This window comes from Sphingopyxis alaskensis RB2256 (assembly GCF_000013985.1).
In the GTDB taxonomy this organism is placed as follows: domain Bacteria; phylum Pseudomonadota; class Alphaproteobacteria; order Sphingomonadales; family Sphingomonadaceae; genus Sphingopyxis; species Sphingopyxis alaskensis.
Genome location: NC_008048.1, coordinates 158,866 through 181,437, shown reverse-complemented (window position 1 = coordinate 181,437; position 22,572 = coordinate 158,866). Strand labels below are relative to the sequence as shown.

The 22,572-nt window shown below is 66.0% G+C and carries 18 protein-coding genes; 7 read left to right on the top strand and 11 right to left on the bottom strand.

All coding sequences use genetic code 11. The features are described 5' to 3' along the window. Positions 1 to 177: 177 nt before the first annotated feature. The 7 genes from sucC to SALA_RS00865 all read right to left on the bottom strand — a co-directional run bounded on the left by sucC (position 178) and on the right by SALA_RS00865 (position 7,998). Positions 178 to 1,386, bottom strand: a complete 1,209-nt coding sequence (gene sucC / locus SALA_RS00895) for an ADP-forming succinate--CoA ligase subunit beta (RefSeq protein ID WP_041382912.1) — start codon at positions 1,384 to 1,386, stop codon at positions 178 to 180. 142 nt (positions 1,387 to 1,528) lie between these two features. Continuing rightward, complete coding sequence (locus SALA_RS00890) at positions 1,529 to 1,840, bottom strand: hypothetical protein (RefSeq protein WP_011540491.1); 312 nt, start codon at positions 1,838 to 1,840, stop codon at positions 1,529 to 1,531. Between the two features lie 7 nt (positions 1,841 to 1,847). Continuing rightward, positions 1,848 to 3,014 carry a class A beta-lactamase gene (bla, locus tag SALA_RS00885; RefSeq protein ID WP_011540490.1) on the bottom strand — a complete coding sequence of 389 codons (1,167 nt, stop codon included), beginning with the start codon at positions 3,012 to 3,014 and terminating at the stop codon, positions 1,848 to 1,850. A gap of 143 nt (positions 3,015 to 3,157) precedes the next feature. Further along, positions 3,158 to 3,847 carry a peptide-methionine (S)-S-oxide reductase MsrA gene (gene msrA / locus SALA_RS00880; RefSeq protein ID WP_011540489.1) on the bottom strand — a complete coding sequence of 230 codons (690 nt, stop codon included), beginning with the start codon at positions 3,845 to 3,847 and terminating at the stop codon, positions 3,158 to 3,160. A 419-nt stretch (positions 3,848 to 4,266) separates the two neighbouring features. Next, positions 4,267 to 5,478 carry a pyridoxal phosphate-dependent aminotransferase gene (locus tag SALA_RS00875; protein ID WP_011540488.1) on the bottom strand — a complete coding sequence of 404 codons (1,212 nt, stop codon included), beginning with the start codon at positions 5,476 to 5,478 and terminating at the stop codon, positions 4,267 to 4,269. Between the two features lie 114 nt (positions 5,479 to 5,592). Then, a complete protein-coding gene (gene pabB, locus SALA_RS00870; RefSeq protein WP_011540487.1) occupies positions 5,593 to 7,431 on the bottom strand; it encodes an aminodeoxychorismate synthase component I in 1,839 nt (612 codons plus the stop codon). Between the two features lie 36 nt (positions 7,432 to 7,467). Continuing rightward, a complete protein-coding gene (locus SALA_RS00865; protein ID WP_011540486.1) occupies positions 7,468 to 7,998 on the bottom strand; it encodes a hypothetical protein in 531 nt (176 codons plus the stop codon). 132 nt (positions 7,999 to 8,130) lie between these two features. On the opposite strand from SALA_RS00865, the gene SALA_RS00860 reads away from it, so the two are divergent. Further along, on the top strand, positions 8,131 to 9,795 hold the full coding sequence (locus tag SALA_RS00860) for an AMP-binding protein (protein WP_011540485.1): 1,665 nt from the start codon (positions 8,131 to 8,133) through the stop codon (positions 9,793 to 9,795). 95 nt (positions 9,796 to 9,890) lie between these two features. Here the strand turns inward: SALA_RS00860 and clpA are convergent, their stop codons facing one another. The 3 genes from clpA to SALA_RS00845 all read right to left on the bottom strand — a co-directional run bounded on the left by clpA (position 9,891) and on the right by SALA_RS00845 (position 14,464). Beyond that, positions 9,891 to 12,230: an ATP-dependent Clp protease ATP-binding subunit ClpA gene (gene clpA / locus SALA_RS00855; protein WP_011540484.1), complete on the bottom strand. Its 2,340-nt coding sequence runs from the start codon at positions 12,228 to 12,230 to the stop codon at positions 9,891 to 9,893. A gap of 150 nt (positions 12,231 to 12,380) precedes the next feature. Further along, positions 12,381 to 13,862 (bottom strand): AMP nucleosidase, encoded by a 1,482-nt coding sequence (locus SALA_RS00850; protein WP_011540483.1) that lies wholly within the window; start codon positions 13,860 to 13,862, stop codon positions 12,381 to 12,383. Positions 13,863 to 13,981: 119 nt separating this feature from the next. Continuing rightward, complete coding sequence (locus SALA_RS00845; RefSeq protein ID WP_041383505.1) at positions 13,982 to 14,464, bottom strand: peroxiredoxin; 483 nt, start codon at positions 14,462 to 14,464, stop codon at positions 13,982 to 13,984. A gap of 342 nt (positions 14,465 to 14,806) precedes the next feature. On the opposite strand from SALA_RS00845, the gene SALA_RS00840 reads away from it, so the two are divergent. Then, positions 14,807 to 15,370, top strand: coding sequence for a YqgE/AlgH family protein (locus SALA_RS00840; protein WP_041382909.1), 564 nt, complete (start codon positions 14,807 to 14,809; stop codon positions 15,368 to 15,370). 93 nt (positions 15,371 to 15,463) lie between these two features. Here the strand turns inward: SALA_RS00840 and SALA_RS00835 are convergent, their stop codons facing one another. Further along, positions 15,464 to 15,862 carry a hypothetical protein gene (locus SALA_RS00835; RefSeq protein ID WP_011540480.1) on the bottom strand — a complete coding sequence of 133 codons (399 nt, stop codon included), beginning with the start codon at positions 15,860 to 15,862 and terminating at the stop codon, positions 15,464 to 15,466. 400 nt (positions 15,863 to 16,262) lie between these two features. Here SALA_RS00835 and ahcY point away from each other — a divergent pair, with 400 nt between their 5' ends. From ahcY to SALA_RS00810, 5 genes are all read left to right on the top strand, one after another. Continuing rightward, positions 16,263 to 17,681, top strand: a complete 1,419-nt coding sequence (gene ahcY / locus SALA_RS00830; RefSeq protein WP_011540479.1) for an adenosylhomocysteinase — start codon at positions 16,263 to 16,265, stop codon at positions 17,679 to 17,681. Positions 17,682 to 17,875: 194 nt separating this feature from the next. Continuing rightward, entirely contained in the window at positions 17,876 to 20,239 is a 2,364-nt protein-coding gene (locus tag SALA_RS00825; RefSeq protein WP_011540478.1) for a PAS domain-containing sensor histidine kinase, read from the top strand. A 130-nt stretch (positions 20,240 to 20,369) separates the two neighbouring features. After that, positions 20,370 to 20,819: a tRNA (adenosine(37)-N6)-threonylcarbamoyltransferase complex ATPase subunit type 1 TsaE gene (tsaE, locus tag SALA_RS00820; RefSeq protein ID WP_041383503.1), complete on the top strand. Its 450-nt coding sequence runs from the start codon at positions 20,370 to 20,372 to the stop codon at positions 20,817 to 20,819. Next, on the top strand, positions 20,816 to 21,787 hold the full coding sequence (locus SALA_RS00815; protein WP_011540476.1) for an aminoglycoside phosphotransferase family protein: 972 nt from the start codon (positions 20,816 to 20,818) through the stop codon (positions 21,785 to 21,787). The genes tsaE and SALA_RS00815 overlap by 4 nt, the downstream gene beginning before the upstream one ends. After that, on the top strand, positions 21,784 to 22,503 hold the full coding sequence (locus tag SALA_RS00810; protein ID WP_011540475.1) for a nucleotidyltransferase family protein: 720 nt from the start codon (positions 21,784 to 21,786) through the stop codon (positions 22,501 to 22,503). The genes SALA_RS00815 and SALA_RS00810 overlap by 4 nt, the downstream gene beginning before the upstream one ends. Positions 22,504 to 22,572 lie beyond the last annotated feature (69 nt).

Below are 22,572 nucleotides of genomic sequence, written 5' to 3'. Positions count from 1 at the left end.
GATTTTGCCCATGGCAGCGTCGAAAAGTCTTGAAATATATCCATATTCCCGCGCCTTTCCTCCTCGCCCTGAGCAAATCCGCTTCAAACCTCGAACGGGTAATTAATGGGTCCTGACCCTAGGCAGCGAGCTGCCAAGTCTCGCTGCCTCTCCCCCAAGGGGAGAGGCAATTTCGTATCACGCCGCCCTCGCAACCTCGGCGACGATCTTTTTCGCCGCATCGCCCAGATCGTTGGCCGCCACGATCGGCAGGCCCGAGTTCGCGAGAATGTCCTTGCCCTGCTGCACGTTCGTGCCTTCGAGGCGAACGACGAGCGGGACCGACAGGTTCACTTCCTTCGCCGCGGCGACGATGCCGTCGGCGATGATGTCGCACTTCATGATGCCGCCGAAGATGTTGACGAGGATGCCCTCGACCGCGGGGTCTTTCAGGATGATCTTGAACGCCGCGGTGACCTTTTCCTTGCTCGCGCCGCCGCCGACGTCGAGGAAGTTCGCCGGGAAGGCGCCGTTCAGCTTGATGATGTCCATCGTCGCCATCGCGAGACCCGCACCATTGACCATGCAGCCGATGTTGCCGTCGAGCTTGATATAGGCAAGGTCATATTCGGACGCCTCGACTTCGGCCGGATCTTCTTCGGTCAGATCGCGCAGTTCGGCGATATCGGGGTGGCGGAACATCGCGTTGCCGTCGAAGCCGAGCTTCGCGTCGAGCACGAGCAGTTCGTCGCCGTTCGCGCCTTCGCAGACGGCAAGCGGGTTGATCTCGATCTGTTCGGCGTCGGTCGCGAGGAAGGCGTCGTAAAGCCCGGCGAGCACCTTCGCCGCCTGCTTGGCGAGGTCGCCGGTCAGTTCGAGCGCGGCGGCGACGCTGCGGCCGTGGTGCGGCATCAGCCCGGTCGCGGGGTCGATGGTGATCGTGTGAATCTTGTCCGGCGTGTTGTGCGCGACGGTCTCGATGTCCATCCCGCCTTCGGTCGAAGCGACCACCGCGATGCGGCTCGACGCGCGATCGACGAGGAGCGCGAGATAATATTCTTTCTTAATGTCGGCGCCGTCGGTGATGTAGAGCCGGTTGACCTGCTTGCCCGCTTCGCCGGTCTGGATCGTCACCAGCGTGTTGCCGAGCATTTCACGCGCGTGGCTCCCGACTTCCTCGATGCTCCTGGCGAGACGGACGCCGCCCTTCGCGTCGGGGCCTAGTTCCTTGAACTTGCCCTTGCCGCGGCCACCGGCGTGGATTTGTGACTTCACGACATAGAGCGGCCCCGGTAGCTGCTTCGCCGCCGCGACAGCTTCCTCGACGCTCATCGCGGCGATGCCCCTGGGCACGGCGACGCCAAATTTCGCGAGCAGTTCTTTCGCCTGATATTCGTGAATGTTCATGAGGTCTGCCGGGCCTTTCGACTCTAGGAAGAGGGAGAAGTTTGGCGCCGCATAAGCCAAGTTGCGCGGCAAGGCTACCCCTGCCGCGCCCAGTTTATCTTGGACGGGCGAAAGCTCGGCCTAGGGCCAGGACCCTATGGCGTCACCGCAGCGCGCACACCGCCGCCGAGCTGGTCGACACCGCCAATATCTCCGGATCCTTGAGCGCGCGCACCTTGTGCAGAAACTGCGCCAGCGACAGGTCGGCGACACGCTTGTCCTTGAGGCTGCCGAGCGCGGCGAGGCGACGAAGCTGGAGCAGCGACAGCCGGTCAACCATGCGTTCGGCCATGCACGCCGACATCGCTTTCGACAGCCCGGCGTTGTTGAGCCCGGTGCGCAGCCGCGCCTCGGGCGTCGCGCAGGCCGACAGAAGGAGTACCAGCGCGGCGGCCGGCGGCAAGGCGCGATTCATGGGGATGTCATTTTCCGTGATAGGCCGCGACGGCGCTCGACACCGCCTGCATCAGTTCCATGCGCGCGGGCACCGGGGCGCTCGTGTCGCCGAGCAGGACGACGATGGCATAGCGCGTTCCATCGGGTGCGGTCGCGATGCCGATGTCGTTATAGCCCGCTGTCGAACCCTTATAGTCCTGCCCCGTACCCGTCTTGTGCAGGAACTTCCAATCGGCGGGCAACCCCGCCTTCAGGCGCCGGGGGCCGCTTTTGGTCCGGCTCATCACCCCCAGCAGATATTCGGTCGATTCGGGCGACAGCAACGCGCCGCGCGCGAGACGCGTCAGCGCATTGGCGATCGCGGTGGGGCTGGCGCCATCGGGGGGATTGGCGAGATAGGCGTTGCGCGCCGCGCGCCGCGTCGCATCGGGAAGCGCGGCGCGTGCCTGTTGAAAGGCGCGCCCAACCGAATAGGCCTGCTGCCACTTCAGCCCCGCGGTCCCTGCCTGGAGCAGCCGCTCGCCGGGGCCGAAGCGGATCGCGCCCAGATCCTTCTTGGCGATGAAACGCCGCACCGCGTCGGGGCCGCCGACCGTGCGCAGCAGACTGTCGTTCGCTGTGTTGTCACTTTGCGTAATGGCAATCTCGATGAGGTCGCGGACGCTCAGCGTCACCGATCCTTCCGCGCGCACGCGCGCCGCGATCGGTTGATAGAAAAGCGTCAGATCCTCAGGCCCGATGCGCACGCGCTGATCGAGCGTCAACCGCCCCTGATCGACGGCGTCGAGCACGGTGAGCGCGACCCACAGCTTCGAGACACTCTGCTGCGGAAACAGGTCGCCGCCGCGATGCGACAAGGTCCATTCGCCATCGATCCGCTGCACGGCGATTCCGGTTTTGCCGGGAAAGGCGCTCCACAACGCATGGATACGATCCTGCAATCCGGCGGGGGCGCGGCGAAAGCCGGGGTCAAGCGGTCCGGCAGGACGCGGCATGGCCGACGGAACCGGCTGGCCGATCGGCACTGTCACCGACCCGGATGGCCCGCGAACTGCCCGGGGTTGCGACGTCTGCTCGACCGGCGCCTGGGCGCGCGGTTGCGGGATGACGGCGGCGCTGCTGACGCAGCCCGCGAGCACCGCGGCGCTCATCGTCATCGCGAGGAGCGGCCTGCCGGAAAACTCAATCTTCATTCGAACCCCGCGCACGCGACCTGTATATGACCCCGACCCCTTCGGTTGCTCCGTTGGTCGCGCAGCCGTCTACGCCGGACCAGCGATTTGCGACGAACGATTCTTTCGCCGCGACCAATTGTGGAACCAGTCGGCCCGCCGCGTCAAGGCGCGGGCGTCGCGCGCAGCCTGTCGGGGAACAGCCGCTTCAGCGCCGCCAGCTTGGGGGCATCCCAGCGGACGATATAGGGGTTGCGCGGGTTGCGGCGCATGAAGTCCTGATGGGTCGGCTCGGCAGGGTAAAAGCGTTTGTAACGCTCGATCGGCACGACAAGTGGCCTGGCGAAATATCCGCCGCGCCCGATCTGCGCCAGATAGGCGGTCGCGACCTGGCGTTGCGTCGCGTCGAGCGGAACGATCGCGGCGCGATATTGCGATCCGACGTCGGGGCCCTGCCGGTCCTTGAGCGTCGGGTCGGCGACCACCGAAAACAGGATGCGCAGCAAGGTGCCGTAACTGACCTGCGTGGGATCATAGACGATACGCACCGCCTCGGCATGACCCGACGTGCCGTCATGCGTCAGCTCGTAGCGCGCGGTCGCCGCGCTGCCGCCATGATAGCCCGATTCGACCGAGATCACGCCTTTCACATGCGAAAAAACGCCCTCGACGCCCCAGAAGCAACCGCCCGCGAGCACGGCGGTCGCCCGCTTCGCGGGCACCGCCGGGTCGGTAAGCGCGGCGGGGAGCTTGACGACATTTTCGGCCTGCGCCGGCGCGCATTGCGCGAGGAGCACCGCCGGGGCGAGCGCTGCAAGCGCGCGCAGAGCGGGGCCGCCGCGCCGCGCCATCATGCGGGGATGGGCAGCGCCGGCTGGCTGAGCACGATATAGGTCGCGCCGATCGCAAAGCCGGCAAGCATGGTCAAAAACCAGTCGGAACGGAGCATGGAGAGCATGGGGGCCTCGTGTCTTATATCTGTTTCGCGGCCGCGGCCGCCAAGGTTACACCGACGATATGATGCGCCCCGATCATCCGTTCAGTGATGGCGGTCACTCTATCCGAAAGGGCTTACTATCCGGTGAACCGGGTGCTTAACCGTCGTTCAGGCCCACATGGGCTCGGCCATACCCATTTCAAGACCGAACGGTATAAAATAATCATGCTGACTTTTCGTCAAGCTTTGGAGTGGACGATGATCGCTTCAATCGTCATTGCGAGGAACGAAGCGACGCGGCAATCCAGAGCCTGCGAAACCGCTCTAAAGCGCTCTCTAGCTCAGCGCCGCGCACGCCTGCTGGATGCGCACGCACGCTTCCTTCAGCACCGCTTCGGAGGTCGCATAGGAGACGCGGAACGCCGGCGACAGGCCGAAGGCGGCGCCATGCACCGCGGCGACGCGCGCCGAATCGAGGAAATAGTCGATCAACGCCTCGTCGCTGTCGATCACCTGTCCCGACGGCGTTTTCTTGCCCATGCAGCCCGATGCGTCGGGATAGACGTAAAAGGCGCCATCGGGGACCGGGCAATTGAGGCCGGGGGCATCGTTGAGCATCGCGACGACCATGTCGCGGCGCTTGCGGAACGCCGCGTTGCGATCGTCGAGGAACTGCTGCGGCCCGCCGAGCGCGGCGGCGGCGGCGGCCTGCGCGATCGAACAGGGGTTCGAGGTCGATTGCGACTGGAGCTTGCCCATCGCCTTGATCAGCCACGCCGGGCCGCCCGCATATCCGATGCGCCAGCCGGTCATCGCATAGGCCTTGGAACAGCCGTTCACGGTGAGGATGCGGTCGACCAGGTCGGGGCAGCGCTGCGCGATCGTCGAAAAGGCGAAGTCGGCGTACCAGACATGCTCATACATGTCGTCGGTCATCACCATGACGTGCGGATGGCGACGGATCACCTCGCCGATCGCGTCGAGTTCCGCCGGCGAATAGGCGGCGCCCGAGGGATTTGATGGCGAGTTGAAAATCACCCAGCGCGTCCTGGGCGTGATCGCCGCGTCGAGTTGTCCGGGCGTGATCTTGTAATGCTGCGCCGCCGACGCAGCCACGAAGACGGGCGTGCCACCCGCGAAGGCGACGATGTCGGGATAGCTCACCCAATAGGGTGCCGGGATGATGACCTCGTCGCCCTTGTCGACCGTCGCGACGAGCGCGTTGAACAGGGTGTGCTTGCCGCCGACATTGACCGTGATCTGGTCGAGGCCATAATCGAGGTCGTTGTCGCGGCGAAACTTGCCGCGGATCGCTTCCTTGAGCGCGACCGTGCCGTCGACGAGCGTATATTTGGTCTGTCCCGCGCGGATTGCCTCGATCGCCGCTTCCTTGACGAAATCGGGGGTGTCGAAGTCGGGCTCGCCCGCCGACAGGCCGATGACATCGACGCCCTCGGCCTTCAGCCTGGCGACCCGCGCGGTCATCGCGAGCGTGGCGGAGGGCTGGATGCGCCCGAGGGCAGCGGATATATGCGGCTTCAGCGACATGGAGAAGTCTTCCTTCGCGAGCGGACTGACAGGAAATTGCGCGCGGCCGCGCCTAAAGCCTCCGCCCGCAAATCGCAAGGCGGCGGCGCGATAATTTCCTATGCGATGCGCGATTCAGCCTGTCGCGTCGTCGGCAGGCTCGGCGAGCCGCGCCGGCACCAGGCCGCGCAGGCTGTTACCGAGGAAGAAGCCGGCGGACAGGTCGGCAAGGCGCAGGTACGATTCGACGGCGCGCCCCTTGTCGATGAGTTCGCCGCGCAGCACGCCGGGAAGCAGTCCGAGCGCCAGCGGCGGGGTCAACAGCACCCCGTCGCGCTCGACGAAGATATTGCTCCAGCTTCCTTCGGTAACGAAGCCCGGCTCGTCGACGAACACGACTTCGGCGGCGCCGCTGTCGTGCCGCGCCATATCATAAGGGGCGCGCAGGCTCGTCTTGTGCGCCACGCGAAAATCGCCCGGCCCCATCGGCGCGGGACGCACCGCGACGGGTACCGGCAGTTCGGCGAGCCGGGGAAGCGGCGACACCTCAACCGCAAGCGCCCCCGAAGGTGCGAGCCGCATTCGCACGCGCGCCGCATTGCGCAGGCGGAAGGTCGCAGATTGCAGGCTGTTGCGCGCGCCGTGGCGATCGAAGGCGAAGCCCAGCGTCGCCGCGCTCGCCTTCATCCGCGCGAGATGCCCATCGAGGCGCTGAATCCCCTCCACGGGATCGAAAAACATGGTTTCAATCAGGTCGAAGCTCTCACCCGCTGCGCCCACAAATTCCCCCTTGGCCAGACATTCGCGCCATTCTTCGTCCGGCACGCTGTCGGCGACGATTCCCGACCCCAGACCCAGCGTGGCGCATGACGGTGCGTCCTGCAACCCGCCTTGCGTGGCAATGCGGGGAAAGACGAGCGTGCGGATCGCGACGTTGAATGCGGCATCGCCGCCCGGCTCGATAAAGCCGATCGAGCCCGTATAAAGGCCGCGCGGTTCGCTCTCCAGCGCCTCGATGATTTCCATCGCGCGCACCTTGGGCGCCCCGGTGATCGACCCGCAGGGAAAGGCCGCGCGGAGCACGTCGACGGCGCCGACGCCCTCGGGCAGCCGGGCGCTGACATCGGACACAAGCTGGTGGACCGTCGGGAAGCTTTCGACGCGAAACAGGTCGGGCACCGCGACCGAGCCCGGCGCCGCAACGCGCGACAGATCGTTGCGGATCAGGTCGACGATCATCAGATTTTCCGCGCGCTGCTTGGGGTCTTTGGCCAGCGCGCGCGCCAATGCCGCGTCGGCGGCGCCATCTGCGAGCCGGGTCGCGGTACCCTTCATCGGCCGCGCGATGACCTCGCGCCCGCGCAGCGCAAAGAAAAGTTCGGGGGACAGCGATGCGATCGCCTGCTCGCCCGTCCAGATGAAGCCGCCATATCCCGCCCGCGCCGTTTGCCGGAGCCGCGCGTAAACGGCGAGCGGATCCCCCGCGACGGGCACATCGGCGCGGAAGGTGAGGTTGGCCTGATAAATGTCACCTGCGCGGATATAGGCAAGCACCGCCTCGACCGCGGCGACATAGTCGGCGCGGTCGATCCGTGGCGTCACGCAGCCTATCCATGCCGACGCCGGATCGGACAGCAGATCTGCGACATGATCGGAGTCGATGCGCTGCACCCCGGTGAACAGGCCGAACCAGCCGAGCGGCATCGCGCCGACCACGCCATCGACGGCACCGCGCCACGCCGTTCCGAGTCCCTTCCCGGCTTCATAGGCAAGGAAGCCCGCGACATGGAGGCCACGCGCCACAGCGGCCTCCAGCTCCGCGAGCAGCTCGGGCACGTCGGCGGCCGATGCAGCGGTCAGTACCTCGATCGGATCGACGAAGAGCCGCGCCCAAGCCGCCCCGTCGGTGCGCGCATCGTCGAGCAGCACGAAGGGGGGGCTATTCGGCCCCCGAACGGGAATCCTGTCCGCCATGCCGTCCTGCGTGCATCGTGCCCCTTCCGGCTGCAATCAGCGGTCGCGCTTCATGCGGATCGTGCGCCCGCCGTCGATCGTCGCAAAATAGCTGCCCATGGTCGCTGTCTTGATCTTCACCTTCTGCCCTGGCTTGGGTTGGCGCGGCAGCCGGGTAGTGTCGATCTGCGTCCACACCGCATCGTCCTCCATGATCAGCGTATACAGGCCCGACCGGTTCATGCTGACCGCGCGGATTGTCGTTTCAATTTCCTTGATCTCATCCTCGTCCCCACCGAATATGCCGCCGAGTTTGGGAAACGAAAAACCGAAGAGGCCGCGCCGCGCCTTGCGCGCCGTTTCGCGGTCGGTGAAGGTGATCTCGCGCGCCGCATCCGCCGCGGCGAGCTCGCCGACCTCGCGGTCGAAGCAGGCGAGCCGCTGAGCCGCGTCGCCGATATCGCGGCAGGCATATAGTTCGCGGATCTGCGCTGGCGCTACGGACGGTTCCTTGTCTCTGGCCGCAGTCGGCGCGGCGAGAGCGAAGGCGATGAGCAAGGTCGGAATGGCGAAACGCGATAGCTGCATGACGAGCCCCCTGGCGAAGACGATATGCGCTGACTAGCCGCCCCGGCGGCGCACGGCAAGCAAGCCCGGTTGCCAATCGCGCCTTGCAGACCTTAGTGTAAAGAAACCACTGCGAGAGGATCGCCAACCCCGATGGACAGCCGTTTTTCCTGGTCGACCGAATATCATCACCCCACCGACTGGGACCAGAGCTTCGCGCCGCTGTCGCTGCCGGACATGTTCGCGGCGAGTGTGGCGCGAAAGGGTGAGGCGCCGATGCTCGATTTCATGGGGCGCCAGTTCAGCTACGTCGAGGTCGCGCTTGGCGTGCAGCGCGTCGCGCGGGGGCTGCAACTGCTGGGGCTGGGCAAGGGCAGTCGCATTGGCCTCTTCCTCCCCAACGTTCCCCATTATGTCGCGGCCTATTATGGCGCGCTCGCCGCGGGCGCCACGGTGGTCAATTTCTCCCCGCTCTATACCGTCGCCGAGCTGGAGGCACAGGTCGAGGATTCGGGCACCGATACGCTGTTCACGCTGAGCGCCGCGGCGCTGCTGCCCACCGCGTTCAAGGTGCTCGACGGATCGAGTCTCAACCGGCTGATCGTCGGATCGGTCGCGGGCGGCCTGTCGAAGACGAAGTCGCTGCTTTATCGCCTGTTCAAGCGCCGCGAGGTCGCGCCGCTGCCGGGCGATCCGCGCGTCATCCGCTTCTCGGAGCTCACCGACAATGACGGGCGGCCCGAGCCCGTCGCAATCGCCCCCGAAACCGACGTCGCGCTGATCCAGTACACCGGCGGCACGACGGGAACGCCAAAGGGCGCCAAGCTGACGCACCAGAATCTCACCGCCAATGCACGGCAGGTGAATGCGATCGACCCCGATACGCAAGCCGAGGACCGCATCCTCGGTGTCCTCCCCTTCTTCCACGTTTTTGCGAACACCTGCGTGCTCAATCGCACGGTGCTCAACGGCGGGTCGATCACGATGCTGCCGCGCTTCGACGCGAAGCAGGCACTGGCGGCGATCGGCCGCACGAAGACGACCGCGCTGCCCGGCGTTCCAACCATGTATCAGGCGCTGCTTGACCATCCCGATCTGGCGCGCACCGATTTTTCCTCGCTGCGCGTGTGCATTTCGGGCGGCGCGCCGATGCCCGCCGAGCTGCGCGAGAAATTCGTCGCAGCGACCGGGGCCTCGCTGGTCGAAGGCTATGGCCTCACCGAAAGTTCGGGGGTCGTCGCGACGAACCCCTATGACGGCCCGGTCCGTCCGGGCACGATCGGCCAGCCTATCCCGGCGACGCACATCCGCCTGCTCGACAAGGAAGACCCGTCGAAAGACGCTCCCGACGGCGAGCCCGGCGAGCTGGCGGTGAAAGGTCCGCAGGTCATGCAGGGCTACTGGAACCGCCCGGAGGCCGATGCGGAGAGCTTCACCGCTGACGGCTGGCTGCGCACTGGCGATGTCGCGGTGATCGAGGAGGGCGGCTATATCCGCATCGTCGACCGGCTGAAGGACATGATCGCCGTCGGCGGCTTCAAAGTCTATCCGAGCGTGATCGAGGCGCATCTCCACGAGCATCCCGCGGTCAAGGAAGCGATCGTGCTGGGCGTTCCCGACGCCTATCGCGGCGAAGCGCCCAAGGCTTTTGTGACGCTGGAAGAGGGCTTCGAGGTTACCGGCGAGGCGCTCGCCGCCTGGCTCAACCCCCAGCTCGGCAAGCATGAGCGCGTGATCGCGGTCGAGGTGCGCGAGGCGCTGCCCAAGACGATGATCGGCAAGCTCGACCGCAAGGCGCTCAGGGCCGAGGCGGGATAGCGACAGCGCGGAACGCCGCCGGGTTCAGAAAACACCGGGCTCCCGCGAAGGCGGGGATACACGATTTTTCGTCGATCCTACCGGAAACGCGCGCGCTATTCGGCCGCCTTCGCCGGCTTGGCTTTCGCCTTGGCCTTGGCGCCCTTGGGCGCCGCCGGGGTGATTTCAAAAGCGAGCGGGTTGCCGATATGGGCGTCCTCGCCGGTCTTCATCTTCACCTTGACCTCGCCGCCATGGACGAGCTTGCCGAACAGCAGCTCCTCCGCGAGCGGCTGCTTGATCTTTTCCTGGATCAGGCGGCCCATCGGCCGCGCGCCATAAAGCTTGTCATAGCCTTTCGCCGTCAGCCATTCGCGCGCCGCGTCGTCGAGCTGAATATGCACGTTGCGGTCGGCGAGCTGGAGCTCGAGTTCAAGGATGAACTTGTCAACGACACGCGCGACCACCTCGGGCGGCAGATAGCCGAAGGGCACGATCGCATCGAGGCGGTTGCGGAACTCGGGGGTGAACATGCGTTTCACCGCTTCTTCCTGCGCATCCTCGCGCGTCTGCTGGCCGAAGCCGATCGATTCGCGCGCCATGTCGCTGGCGCCCGCGTTGGTCGTCATGATCAGGATGACGTTGCGAAAGTCGACCGTCTTGCCGTGGTGGTCGGTCAGGCGGCCGTTGTCCATCACCTGAAGCAAGATGTTGAACAGGTCGGGATGCGCCTTCTCGATCTCGTCGAGCAGCAGCACGCAATGCGGGTTCTGGTCGATCGCATCGGTGAGCAGGCCGCCCTGGTCATAACCGACATAGCCCGGTGGCGCGCCGATCAGGCGCGAGACGCTGTGCCGTTCCATATATTCGCTCATGTCGAACCGCTGGAGCGGGATGCCCATGATCGACGCGAGCTGCTTCGCAACCTCGGTCTTGCCGACGCCGGTGGGGCCGCTGAACAGATAGTTGCCGATCGGCTTTTCGGGATCGCGCAGCCCCGCGCGGGACAGCTTGATCGCCGACGACAGCACTTCGATCGCGGTGTTCTGGCCGAACACGACACGCTTGAGGTCCGTCTCCAGGCTTGCAAGCACCGCCTTGTCGTCGGTGGACACCGATTTGGGCGGGATGCGCGCCATAGTCGCGATCACCGCTTCGATTTCCCTGGCGGTGATCGTCTTCTTGCGCTTTGACGGGGCAACCAGCATCTGCATCGCGCCGACCTCGTCGATCACGTCGATCGCCTTGTCGGGCAATTTGCGGTCGTTGATGTAGCGCGCCGACAGGTCGACCGCGGCGTTGATCGCATCGGGGGTGTAGCGGACCTGATGGTGCGCCTCGAACGCGCTGCGCAGCCCGGCGAGGATTTTCTTGGTGTCCTCCAGCGTCGGTTCGACCACGTCGATCTTCTGGAAGCGGCGCAGCAACGCGCGGTCCTTTTCGAAATGGTTGCGGAACTCCTTGTAGGTCGTCGAGCCGATGCATCGGATCACACCGCCCGACAGCGCGGGTTTCAAGAGGTTCGACGCGTCCATCGCGCCGCCGCTCGTCGCACCCGCGCCGATCACGGTATGGATTTCGTCGATGAACAGGATCGCGTGCGGCAGCCCTTCGAGTTCGGTGACGACCTGTTTCAGCCGCTCCTCGAAGTCGCCGCGGTAGCGCGTCCCCGCGAGCAGCGCGCCCATGTCGAGCGAATAGATGACCGCGGGCAGCAGCACCTCGGGCACGTCGCCCTCGATGATCTTGCGCGCGAGCCCTTCGGCGATGGCGGTCTTGCCGACGCCGGGATCGCCGACATAGAGCGGATTGTTCTTCGACCGGCGGCAAAGGATCTGGATCGTGCGATCGACCTCGGCACTGCGACCGATCAGCGGATCGACCTTGCCGGTCTTCGCCTTTTCGTTGAGGTTGACGGTGAACTGGTCGAGCGCGGTTTCCTTCTTGTTCTTGCCGCTGCTGTCCTTGTCCTTGGCTTCTTCCTTCTCCTCGGGCTCGGCCTGCGCGGCGGGTTTGCCGCCCTTGCCGACGCCGTGGCTCAAATAGGAGACCGCGTCGAGCCGCGTCAGATCCTGCTGCTGGAGGAAATAGACCGCATAGCTTTCGCGTTCTGAAAACAGCGCGACGAGGACGTTGGCGCCCGTCACTTCATCCTTGCCCGACGACTGGACATGCAGAATCGCGCGCTGCACGACGCGCTGGAATCCGCTGGTGGGGCTGGGATCACTGTGCCCCTCGACCTTCAGGCTGTCGAGTTCGGTATCGAGATAGTGAACGACCGCCGATTGCAGATCGCCCAGGGCGACGCCGCACGCGCGCATCACTTCGGCGGCATGATCGTCGTCGATCAGCGCGAAGAGCAGATGTTCGAGTGTCGCATATTCATGGTGACGTTCCGACGCGGCCTTCAGCGCGTTGTGCAGGGTCTTTTCGAGGCTTTCCGAAAAGGACGGCATGGGTCTATCTCCTTGCGGGGACCAGGCCGGGGAGAGCGGCCCCCTTAAGAATGCAACGTGGCGATGCCGTCGCCGCACCGCAAGGGAAAAGCGGCAGCGCATGTGAAATTACGATACCGGCCTTGCTTTATGGTTAACGCGAGGTTGACCTCAACGGAACGGCGGCTCGTTGAACGCGCGCAATTTGCGGCTGTGCAGCTTGGCGCCCTCGTCGCGCATCGTCTCGCACGCGCGGATGCCGATCTGGAGGTGCGCGGCGATTGCCTCTTCGTAAAAGCGGTTCGCCTGTCCGGGCAGCTTGAGTTCGCCGTGAAGCGGCTTGTCACTCACGCAAAGCAGCGTACCGTACGGCACGCGGAAACGATAGCCTTGCGCGGCGATCGTTGCCGATTCCATGTCGATGCCGATCGCGCGCGATTGCGAAAAACGCAGCGCCGAGTCGGTGTAACGCAGCTCCCAGTTGCGATCATCGGTGGTGACGACCGTGCCGGTGCGCATCCGCTTCTTGAGGTCGGCGCCGCTGGTCCCCGACACGCTTTCGGCGGCGCTTGCCAATGCCTGTTGCACTTCGGCGATCGGCGGAATGGGGATTTCGGGCGGCAGCACGCCGTCGAGGATGTGGTCGTCGCGGAGATATGCGTGCGCGAGCACATAGTCGCCGATACGCTGGCTGGGGCGGAGCCCGCCGCAATGCCCGATCATCAGCCACGCCTCGGGACGCAGCACCGCGAGATGGTCGCAGATCGTCTTGGCGTTCGACGGGCCGACGCCGATGTTGACGAGGGTGATGCCGCCGCCATCGGGAGCGATGAGGTGATAGGCGGGCATCTGGTGCCGCCGCCAGGCGCTGTCGGCGACGAGCGCGCTGGCGTTGACGCCCGGCTGGTCGACATAGAGGCCTGCCGCGCCCGCGAGCGCGGTGTAGCGCCCCCGCCCCACCTGCGCCCCCGCCCAGGCGACGAATTCGTCGACATAGCGGTGATAGTTGGTGAACAGGATATAGCGCTGGAAATGCTCGGGCGCGGTACCGGTGTAGTGACGGAGGCGCGCGAGGCTGAAATCGGTGCGAAGGGCGTCGAACAACGCGAGCGGCTGCGGCTCGGTGGGATCAAGCCCGAACAGCCCGTCGGCCAGCTCGTCGCCGATGTCCGCAAGTTCGGTGGTCGGGAAATGGCGCGCGAGTTCGAGCGGGGTGACCCCGCCCATGTCCGACCCGTCGCTGGCGTCGAGCACATAGGGGAAGGGAATCTGCTGCCCCGTGCGGGTCACTTCGATCTCGACGTCGTAATGGCGCGCGAGCAGGAGCAATTGTTCGCGCAGATAGTCGGCGAACAGGTCGGGGCGCGTCACCGTGGTTTCAAACGTGCCCGCGCGCTCGAAACGGCCAAATGACAGATTGTGCCCCGCCTGCCCTTCGCGCTGTTCGCCCGTCGTCGTCAGGCGGATCGCCGGATAGTCGAAAAGGCCGGTCGCCGCGGCATCGGCGGGCGGCAGGCGGCGGTCGCGCACATAGGCGGCGATGGCGGATTTGAGGTTGGAAACCGACGCGCGGAACTTGTCCTGAAGCTCGGCGATGATGGCGTCGATGCGCGCTGCGGGATCGGTGGATTCTTGCGATGATCTGGATGTCATCGCGACGCTGTTGCACGAAATTGTGACAAAAGGAAAGGGGGCGATCGTCGCCGCCCTCGCCTTCAGGGAAGGGCGGCGAGACGCGGCCCCTCCCCTTGCGGGAAGGGGCGGAGCTTTGCTTACAGCTGTTCCAGCATATGATCGGCGCTCGACACCTTGAACTCGCCCGGCGCTTCGACATTCAGCTGTTCGACGACGCCGTCGTTGATGATCATCGAGAAACGCTGGCCGCGCTTGCCCATGCCGAAAGCAGTGCCGTCCATGGTGAGGCCCACCGCTTCGGCAAAGGCGCCATTGCCGTCGGCGAGCATCGTGACCGCATCGCCGGCGTTGGCGCTCTTGCTCCATGCGCCCATGACAAAGGCGTCGTTGACCGCGGTGCAGGCGATTTCATCGACACCCTTGGCCTTCAAGGCGTCGGCTTTTTCGACAAAGCCGGGCAGATGCTTGGCCGAGCAGGTCGGCGTGAAAGCGCCGGGAACCGAAAAGAGCGCGACCCTGCGGCCCTTGAAATAATCGGCGGCGCTGACCTGTTCGGGACCATTTTCGGTCACCTTTACGAAGGTCGCGTCGGGCAGCTTGTCGCCGGGTTGGATCGTCATCTTGGCATCCTTTTCGCTCAAGGGGATTCGGGTCGGCGAGACATTGGGGCGCCGGGGACGCGAGTCAAGGATGGCGAAGAGGGAGGGTGGGAGTTTGGACGAATTGACCGCTTGCGACCGGAAGTGGCCGTTGGCATTGCGGGCTCTCTCCCCTTCAGGGGAGAGATACGCAGGCTTGCCAGCTTGCTGGCTAGCCGAAGTTGAGAGGGGTTTGGATGGTCCCCCTCTCCCAACCCTCTCCCCTGAAGGGGAGAGGGCTTTATGGTATCTCCCTACCCCAAAGGCGCCATCCCGCCCCCAAAGACACTGGACCGCCCTGCCCCCGCGCGGCATGATGGCGCGATGGACACTGCCCCCACCTGGTTCACCGGCCAGCTGCTGCTCGCGCTGCCCGGCATCGGCGATCCCCGCTTCGAACATTCGGTGATCGCGATGATCAGCCATGACGAGGATGGCGCGATGGGAATCGGCATCGCCGACCCGATCGAGGGCATGACCGTCGGCGCGGTGCTCGACCAGCTGGGGATCGAGCATGAGGCCCCGCTCGACCAGCCCGTCTATCTGGGCGGCCCGGTCGAACCATCGCGCGGCTTCGTCCTCCACAGCCGCGACTGGGGCGGCGAGGGCGCGGTGCTGGTGGCCGATCGCTGGATGGTGTCGAGTTCGCACGACATATTGCGCGCGATCGGCGAGGGGCGGGGCCCTTCGCGCTGGCTGGTCGCGCTGGGATATGCCGGATGGTCGCCGGGGCAGCTTGAGGGTGAGATGGTGCGCCACGGCTGGCACGTCACGCCGGGCAGCGACGCGCTGTTGTTCGACACGCCGCCCGCCCGGCGGTGGCAGGCGGCGTTTGCCGAAGCGGGAGTGGACGCCCGCCTGCTGACGACCAAAGGCGGGGAAGCCTGAGGCCCTGCCGTCGCCCCCGCGCAGGCGGGAGCCGCTATGGAAGTAGCGCAAGGCCTCTTGCGGCCCCCGCCTGCGCGGGGGCGACGATATTTGTTACCGCGCGAGCGCGAGCAGCGGCCGACCCTGTTCCAGATTGGCGAGCGCCGTCCGCGCGGCCCAGCGCGAATCGACATAGCGGCCGCTCGACAGTTCGAGATCGTAGCGGATCGGGCTGTTGATCGCGGCGTCATAGGCGGCGGCGGCTTCGACGGTGCGACCCAGCCGGGCATAGGCGGTGCCAAGATTGATGAGGCGCGACGGATCGCGCGCGTCGAGCCTGGTTTCGTCGGTCAGCTTGTCGATCGCGGCCTGATTTTCGCCCGCCTTGAGTTCGGCATAGGCGACCGGCAGCACGTCCGAACCGGGCTGCGGGGCGGTGACGACAACGATCGATTGCGCCGCGACCGGACTCGCGAAAGCCAGTGTGATCAGCGGCAGCAGGATTTTTTTCATCTCGTCCATCTCCCAGAAAAGTTTCGCCGATTTTCTCGCGCGCCGCGTGAAAAGTCAATGTTTTCGGGTATTTGTAACACTCCTGTCACAATAGCACATTATGCTCATCGCTAGGCGCATTATAAGTCAAGATTTTCATAATCTTGACCTTGCCGACTCGGTGTCACAAAAGTGCGGCGCGGACTGTCACAATTGCGCCCACCGGATATATTTTCAGGCGCGGCGCCCCGTCGCGCGCCGATTTCTGCCCGGCGTCGATCGCCGGGCGGTGGCGGGCTTGCGATATAAAGAAAAGTTTATATTTGATCGGCGGCGCGCTTTCGGCTAGGACGCGCAAGAAAATTACACAGTTTTCGTGGCCGCTCGCCTGCGGTCGTTCCTGCCATATATGGAGAATCCCGTGGCCACTCTCGCCGCCGATACCCGCGATTATGTCGTTGCCGACATCGGCCTCGCCGATTTCGGGCGCAAGGAAATCAACATCGCCGAAACCGAAATGCCGGGCCTGATGGCGCTACGCGCCGAATATGGCGCATCGCAGCCGCTGAAGGGTGCGCGCATCACCGGGTCGCTGCACATGACCATCCAGACCGCGGTGCTGATCGAGACGCTGACCGCGCTTGGCGCCGAAGTGCGCTGGGCGACATGCAACATTTTCTCGACGCAGAACCATGCCGCCGCCGCGATCGCCGCGTCGGGCGTGCCGGTGTTCGCGGTGAAGGGCGAAAGCCTCGCCGATTATTGGGACTATGTCGGCCGCATTTTCGACTGGGAAAGCGACAATGACGGCCGGACCGCGAACCTGATCCTCGACGATGGCGGCGACGCCACCATGTTCGCGCTGTGGGGCGCGAAGCTGGAGGCCGGCGAAACCATGCCGCCGCCCGAAAATGAGGAAGAGGTCGAGATGCAGCGCGCGCTGAAGGCGTTCATCGCCGCAAAACCCGGCTATCTCACCAAAACCGTCAAGGCGATCAAGGGCGTGTCGGAAGAAACGACCACCGGTGTCCACCGCCTCTATCACATCGCCAAGAAGGGCGAACTGCCCTTCCCCGCGATCAACGTCAACGACAGCGTCACCAAGTCGAAGTTCGACAATCTTTATGGCTGCAAGGAATCGCTCGTCGACGCGATCCGTCGCGGCACCGACGTGATGCTGGCGGGCAAGGTTGCGACAGTCGCCGGCTTCGGCGACGTCGGCAAGGGCAGCGCGCAAAGCCTGCGCAACGGCGGCGCGCGCGTCCTCGTCACCGAAATCGACCCGATCTGCGCGCTGCAGGCGGCGATGGAGGGTTTCGAGGTCGTGACGATGGACGAAGCCGTCAAGCGCTCGGACATCTTCGTCACCGCGACCGGCAACGCCGACGTCATCACCGCCGAACATATGGCGGCGATGAAGAATATGGCGATCGTCTGCAACATCGGCCATTTCGACAGCGAGATCCAGATCGCGGCGCTCGCCAACTACAAGTGGACCGAAGTGAAGCCGCAGGTCGACCTGGTCGAGTTTCCCGACGGCAAGCAGATCATCATCCTGTCGAAGGGTCGCCTGGTCAATCTCGGCAATGCGACGGGCCATCCAAGCTTCGTGATGTCGGCGAGCTTCACCAACCAGACGCTCGCGCAGATCGAACTGTGGACGCGCAGCGAGCAGTATCAGAACGACGTCTATGTCCTGCCCAAGCATCTCGACGAAAAGGTCGCGGCGCTGCATCTGGAAAAGCTGGGCGTGAAGCTGACCAAGCTCACGCAGAAGCAGGCCGATTATATCGGCGTGCCGGTCGAGGGCCCGTTCAAGCCCGACCATTATCGTTATTGACCGTTTCGCCTGCGGCGAAGGCGGCATCGGCCCGCTTCCGCTTGACGGAACCGGGATAAAATGTGGACGGCGCGCCCATCGGACGATGCGGCGCGCCGATCCGCGCCGACATCCGATTGAAACATGACTCCATCGCCTTTAGGGCAGGCGATCATGCGCGCGGAACATCCGGACAAGCGAGGACATGAGGCGGGATGAGCGGCACGCTTTCCCCGACCCTGCTGTTCGCCCTTGGCCTGTTCGCGGCGCTATGGTTGCTCGCCGGCCTGTGGGCGACCTTGCGCGGGATTGCGATGCAGCGGCGCGCAGCTTTCGCGGGCGGCCAGGCCGAACGGCTTGCGAGCCTCGTCGAAGCGTCGCCGCAACTCCCCGTGATCGTCCGCGCCGACTGGCGGATCGAAGCCAGCGACCGGCTCGGTCGCTGGCTGGGGCTCGACCGCGGACCGCGCAATTTCGACGAACTGCGCGGGATCGGCAGCGGGCTCGACGCCGCGAGTCACGACCTGCTGCGCCAGGCGATTCTCGGCGCGCAGCGCGGCGCCAAGCCATTCCAGCTGAGCCTCAAGCCCGAAGGGAGCCATCGCACCATCATCGTCCAGGGCGCCGCGGCGCCGCAGGCGGTCGGCGGGGCGGGCAGCGTCCTCCTGTGGCTCAGCGACGCGACCGAGGGACAACAGGCGCTCGCCCATGCCCGCGCCGAGCGCGACGAGGCGCTGGCCGCCTTCGAGGCCTTGTCGGGGCTCATCGAGGCGGCGCCCTTCCCCATGTGGTTCCGGGACACCGACTTGCAGCTCGCGCTCGTCAACGCCGCCTATGTCCGCGCGGTCGAGGCCAGGAGCGCCACCGCGGTGATCGACGGCGGCATCGAGCTTTGCGAAACCGTCGCGGGAGTGAGCGCCGCCGACGCCGCCGACGCCGCGCGCGCGGCGGGATCGGCGCAGCAGCGCACCATCCCGGTGACGATCGAGGGCGAGCGGCGGATCATGCGCGTCGTCGATGTGCCGCTCGCGCCCGAGGGCGGCCGCATGATCGGCATCGCGGGCTATGCGATCGACATTCAGGAACTGGAAAGCGAACGCGGCGCGCATCGCCGCTTCGTCGATACGCAACGCGAGCTGCTCGACCGGCTGTCGGCCGCGGTCGCGCAATTCGGCCCCGACCAGGGCCTCGCCTTTGCCAACCTGCCTTTTCGCCGCCTGTTCGGGCTGGATGCGGACGATGTGGGGGAGGCGCGGCCGTTCGCCCGGCTGCTCGATGCATGGCGCGAGCGCGGCCGGACGCCGGAGGTACGCGACTATCCCGAATGGCGGCAAGCGCATGTCGACTGGTTTGCGCGAGCCGAAGCAAGCGAAGAGGATTGGCGCCTGCGCGACGGCACGCACCTGCACGTCGTCGCGCAGCCGACCCCCGACGGTGGGCTGTTGCTGATCGCCGAGGACAAGACCGAGCAGGTCCAGCTCGCCGGGGCGCGCGACACGCTGCTGCGCGTGCGCACCGCAACCTTCGACAATCTGTTCGAGGCGGTCGCGGTCTTTGCTCCCGACGGCCGCCTGCACCTCTGGAACCAGCGCTTCCGCCGCCTGTGGGGCGTCGACGAGCCGACGCTGGCCGCGCACCCGCGCGTCGACGTGCTGATGGGCGGGCTCGCCGACCGGCTCGCCAAGCCGAACCAGATCAGCGTCGTCCAGGAAGTGATCCGCGCCGCGACGCTCGAACGCCAGCAGCGCGTCGGCGAGATCCGCTTTGCCGACGGGCGCCATTTCGACTTCGCGTCGATCCCGCTGCCCGACGGTAATGCGCTGCTCATCATGCTCGACATCACCGCCAGCCGGAAGATGGAGGGCGCGCTGCGCGAGCGCAACGAAGCGCTCGAAGCGGCCGACAAGGCCAAGACCGCCTTCCTGTCGCGGATGAGCTATGAGCTGCGTACGCCGCTGACCTCGATCGGCGGCTTCGGCGAAATGCTGCAGGCAGGCTATGCCGGCAAGCTCGGGGACCAGCAGCGCGCCTATGTCGATGCGATCATGGACTCGGTCGCGGTGCTCGGCCGCCAGATCGACAATGTTCTCGACCTCGCGCAGGGCGAGGCGGGGACGCTGGCGATCGAGCGCGCGCCGGTCGACGTCCGCGCGCTGCTCGAAAAGGCGCTCGACGACACGCGGCCTTTTGCCGATGCCGAGAAGGTCGAGCTGGTCGGCAACATCGCCGCCGACCTCGGCACGATCGAGGGCGATGCGCCGCGGCTGTCGCGCCTCGTCGCCGGGCTGCTCGACAATGCGGTGCGCTTCACCGCGCCGGCGCGCAAATCGGCCGGTCGCGTGCTGCTTCACGCCGACGGCGACAAGCGCGGGATCGACATCATCGTCTCCGACAACGGCCCCGGAATGCCCGAAGCCGCCGCCGCGGTCGCCAAGGGGCAACAGGCGGGCACCGACACCGGCGGCATCGGCCTCGCACTCGCGCGCCAGCTCGTCGCCGCGCACGGCGGGACGATGGAAGTGGTGAGCGAGGCGGGACAGGGCACGCTGGTGCGCGTCAGCCTGCCGCGAGGGATGTGACAATCCTTATTGTCATCCTTTCGCGCTGGATCCCTGCGACGGCAGGGACCCATCTCCCGCGGGCTCAACTTGGCGCCGTCCGGAGATGGGCCCCTGCCTCCGCAGGGGCACAAACACGAAAGCGGGCCCGATGAGCTTCACACTCGCTTATAATCTCGACGAAGCCGACGCCATCGGCGCGGCGATCGGCGGCGTGCTGGCGCCCGGCGACGTCGTGCTGCTGTCGGGCGATCTGGGCGCGGGCAAGACGACCCTCGCGCGCGCGATGCTGAAGGCGCGCGGGCTGGCGGGCGAAGCGCCGAGCCCGACCTTCGCGATCGTCCAGCCCTATGCGCCGCCCGAGGTCGACCTGCCCATCGCGCATGTCGATCTCTACCGGATCGAGGAGCCGCGCGACCTCATCGAACTCGGCCTCGACGATTATCTTTCCGACGGCGCGCTGCTCATCGAATGGCCCGATCGGCTGGGCGGCGACGGCTGGCCGGGTGCGCTCGAACTGACGATTTCGGGCGCGGGCGATGCGCGTGTCTTGACAGCGAGAGTGCCGCCCGCTTGGGAGGCGCGATGGCCGCTTCCATGATTCCGCCCGCTCATGCGCCCGCCTTTCTCGCGGCGCACGGCTGGGACGATGCCCGGATTTTACCGCTCGCGGGCGACGCATCCTTCCGCCGCTATTTCCGGGTCGTCGATGGCGAACGACGCGCGGTGCTGATGGACGCGCCGCCGCCGCACGAAGACCCGCGGCCTTTCATCGCGGTCGCCGAATATCTGTGTGAGGCGGGACTCAACGCGCCGACGATCCTCGCGCGCGATCTGGAACGCGGGCTGCTGTTGATCGAGGATTTCGGCGATGTGCGGCTGCGCGAGACCGTCGATGCCGCGCCCGACCGCGAAACCGCCCATTACAGCGGGCTCACCGACCTGCTGATCCATCTCCACGCGCAGCCGCCGATGCCGGGGCTGCCCGTGCATGGGCTGGAGCAATGGCTGGGCGAGGTGATGCTGTTCACCGACTGGTATTGCCCGGCGCTGGACATCGCCGTCGATCGCGACAGCTTTCGCGCCGCGTGGGAAGCCGCGCTGACCCCGGTGGAGAGCGACGGCCTGCCGCGCGTCACCGTGCTGCGCGATTTCCACGCCGAAAACATCATGCTCGTTGCGGGGCAGGACGGCATCGCGCATTACGGCCTGCTCGATTTTCAGGACGCGCTGGTCGGGCACCCCGCCTATGACCTCGCCTCGGTGCTGGAGGATGCAAGGCGCGACGTCAGCCCGGCGGTCGAGGCGGCGATGCTCGCGCGTTATCGGCAAGCGACCGGGCGCGATATCGAGAACGCCTATTGGGCGCTCGCGGCGCAGCGCAACACGCGCATTCTCGGCGTGTTCGTCCGCCTGTGGAAACGCGACAACAAGCCGCATTACCGCCAGTTCCAGCCGCGCATGTGGGGCCTGCTCGAACGCGACCTCGCGCATCCGGCGCTGGTCCCCGTCCGGCAATGGTTCGACGCGCATATCCCCGCGGCGAAGCGGGCGGAGGCGTGGGCGTGAGTGCGACGATCGAAAGCGCGATGGTGATGGCGGCGGGACTCGGCAAGCGGATGCGGCCCTTGACCGCGACGCGGCCCAAGCCGCTGGTGCGCATCGCGGGCAAACCGCTGATCGACCACAGCCTCGACCGGATCGAGGCAGCCGGCATCGGCCATGTCGTCGTCAACGTCCATTATCTCGCCGACGCGCTGGAGGCGCATCTCGCGGCGCAGAAACGCCGCTTCACCATCGCCATATCCGACGAGCGCGGGCAATTGCTCGAAACCGGTGGCGGAATGGTCAAGGCGCTGCCGCTGCTCACCGGCGATCCGATCCTGATCGTGAACAGCGACAATATCTGGACCGACGGGCCACAGGACAGCATCCGCCACCTCGCGCGCCACTGGGACGACGCCGGGATGGATGCGCTGCTGCTCGTCATCCGGCAGGCGAGCGCGACGGGGCATCGCGGGCGCGGCGATTTCCACATGGACCCGGCGGGGCGGCTGTCGCGGCGCAAGCCGGGGCGGATCGCGCCCTTCGTCTATACCGGTATCCAGCTCGTCTCGCGACGCTTGCTGGACGGCGCGCCCGACGGGCCTTTTTCGACCAACATCTTGTGGGACCGCGCGATCGCGGCGGAGCGGCTGTATGGCCTGTCGCACATGGGGCAATGGTTCGACGTCGGGACCCCGGCGAGCATCGCGCCCACCGAGGCGGCATTGAGCGAGGTTTGATATAATTCGTCATCCCGGCGAAAGCCGGGATCTCGCCGGTGCGCGGAAACGATACAGAGAGATCCCGAC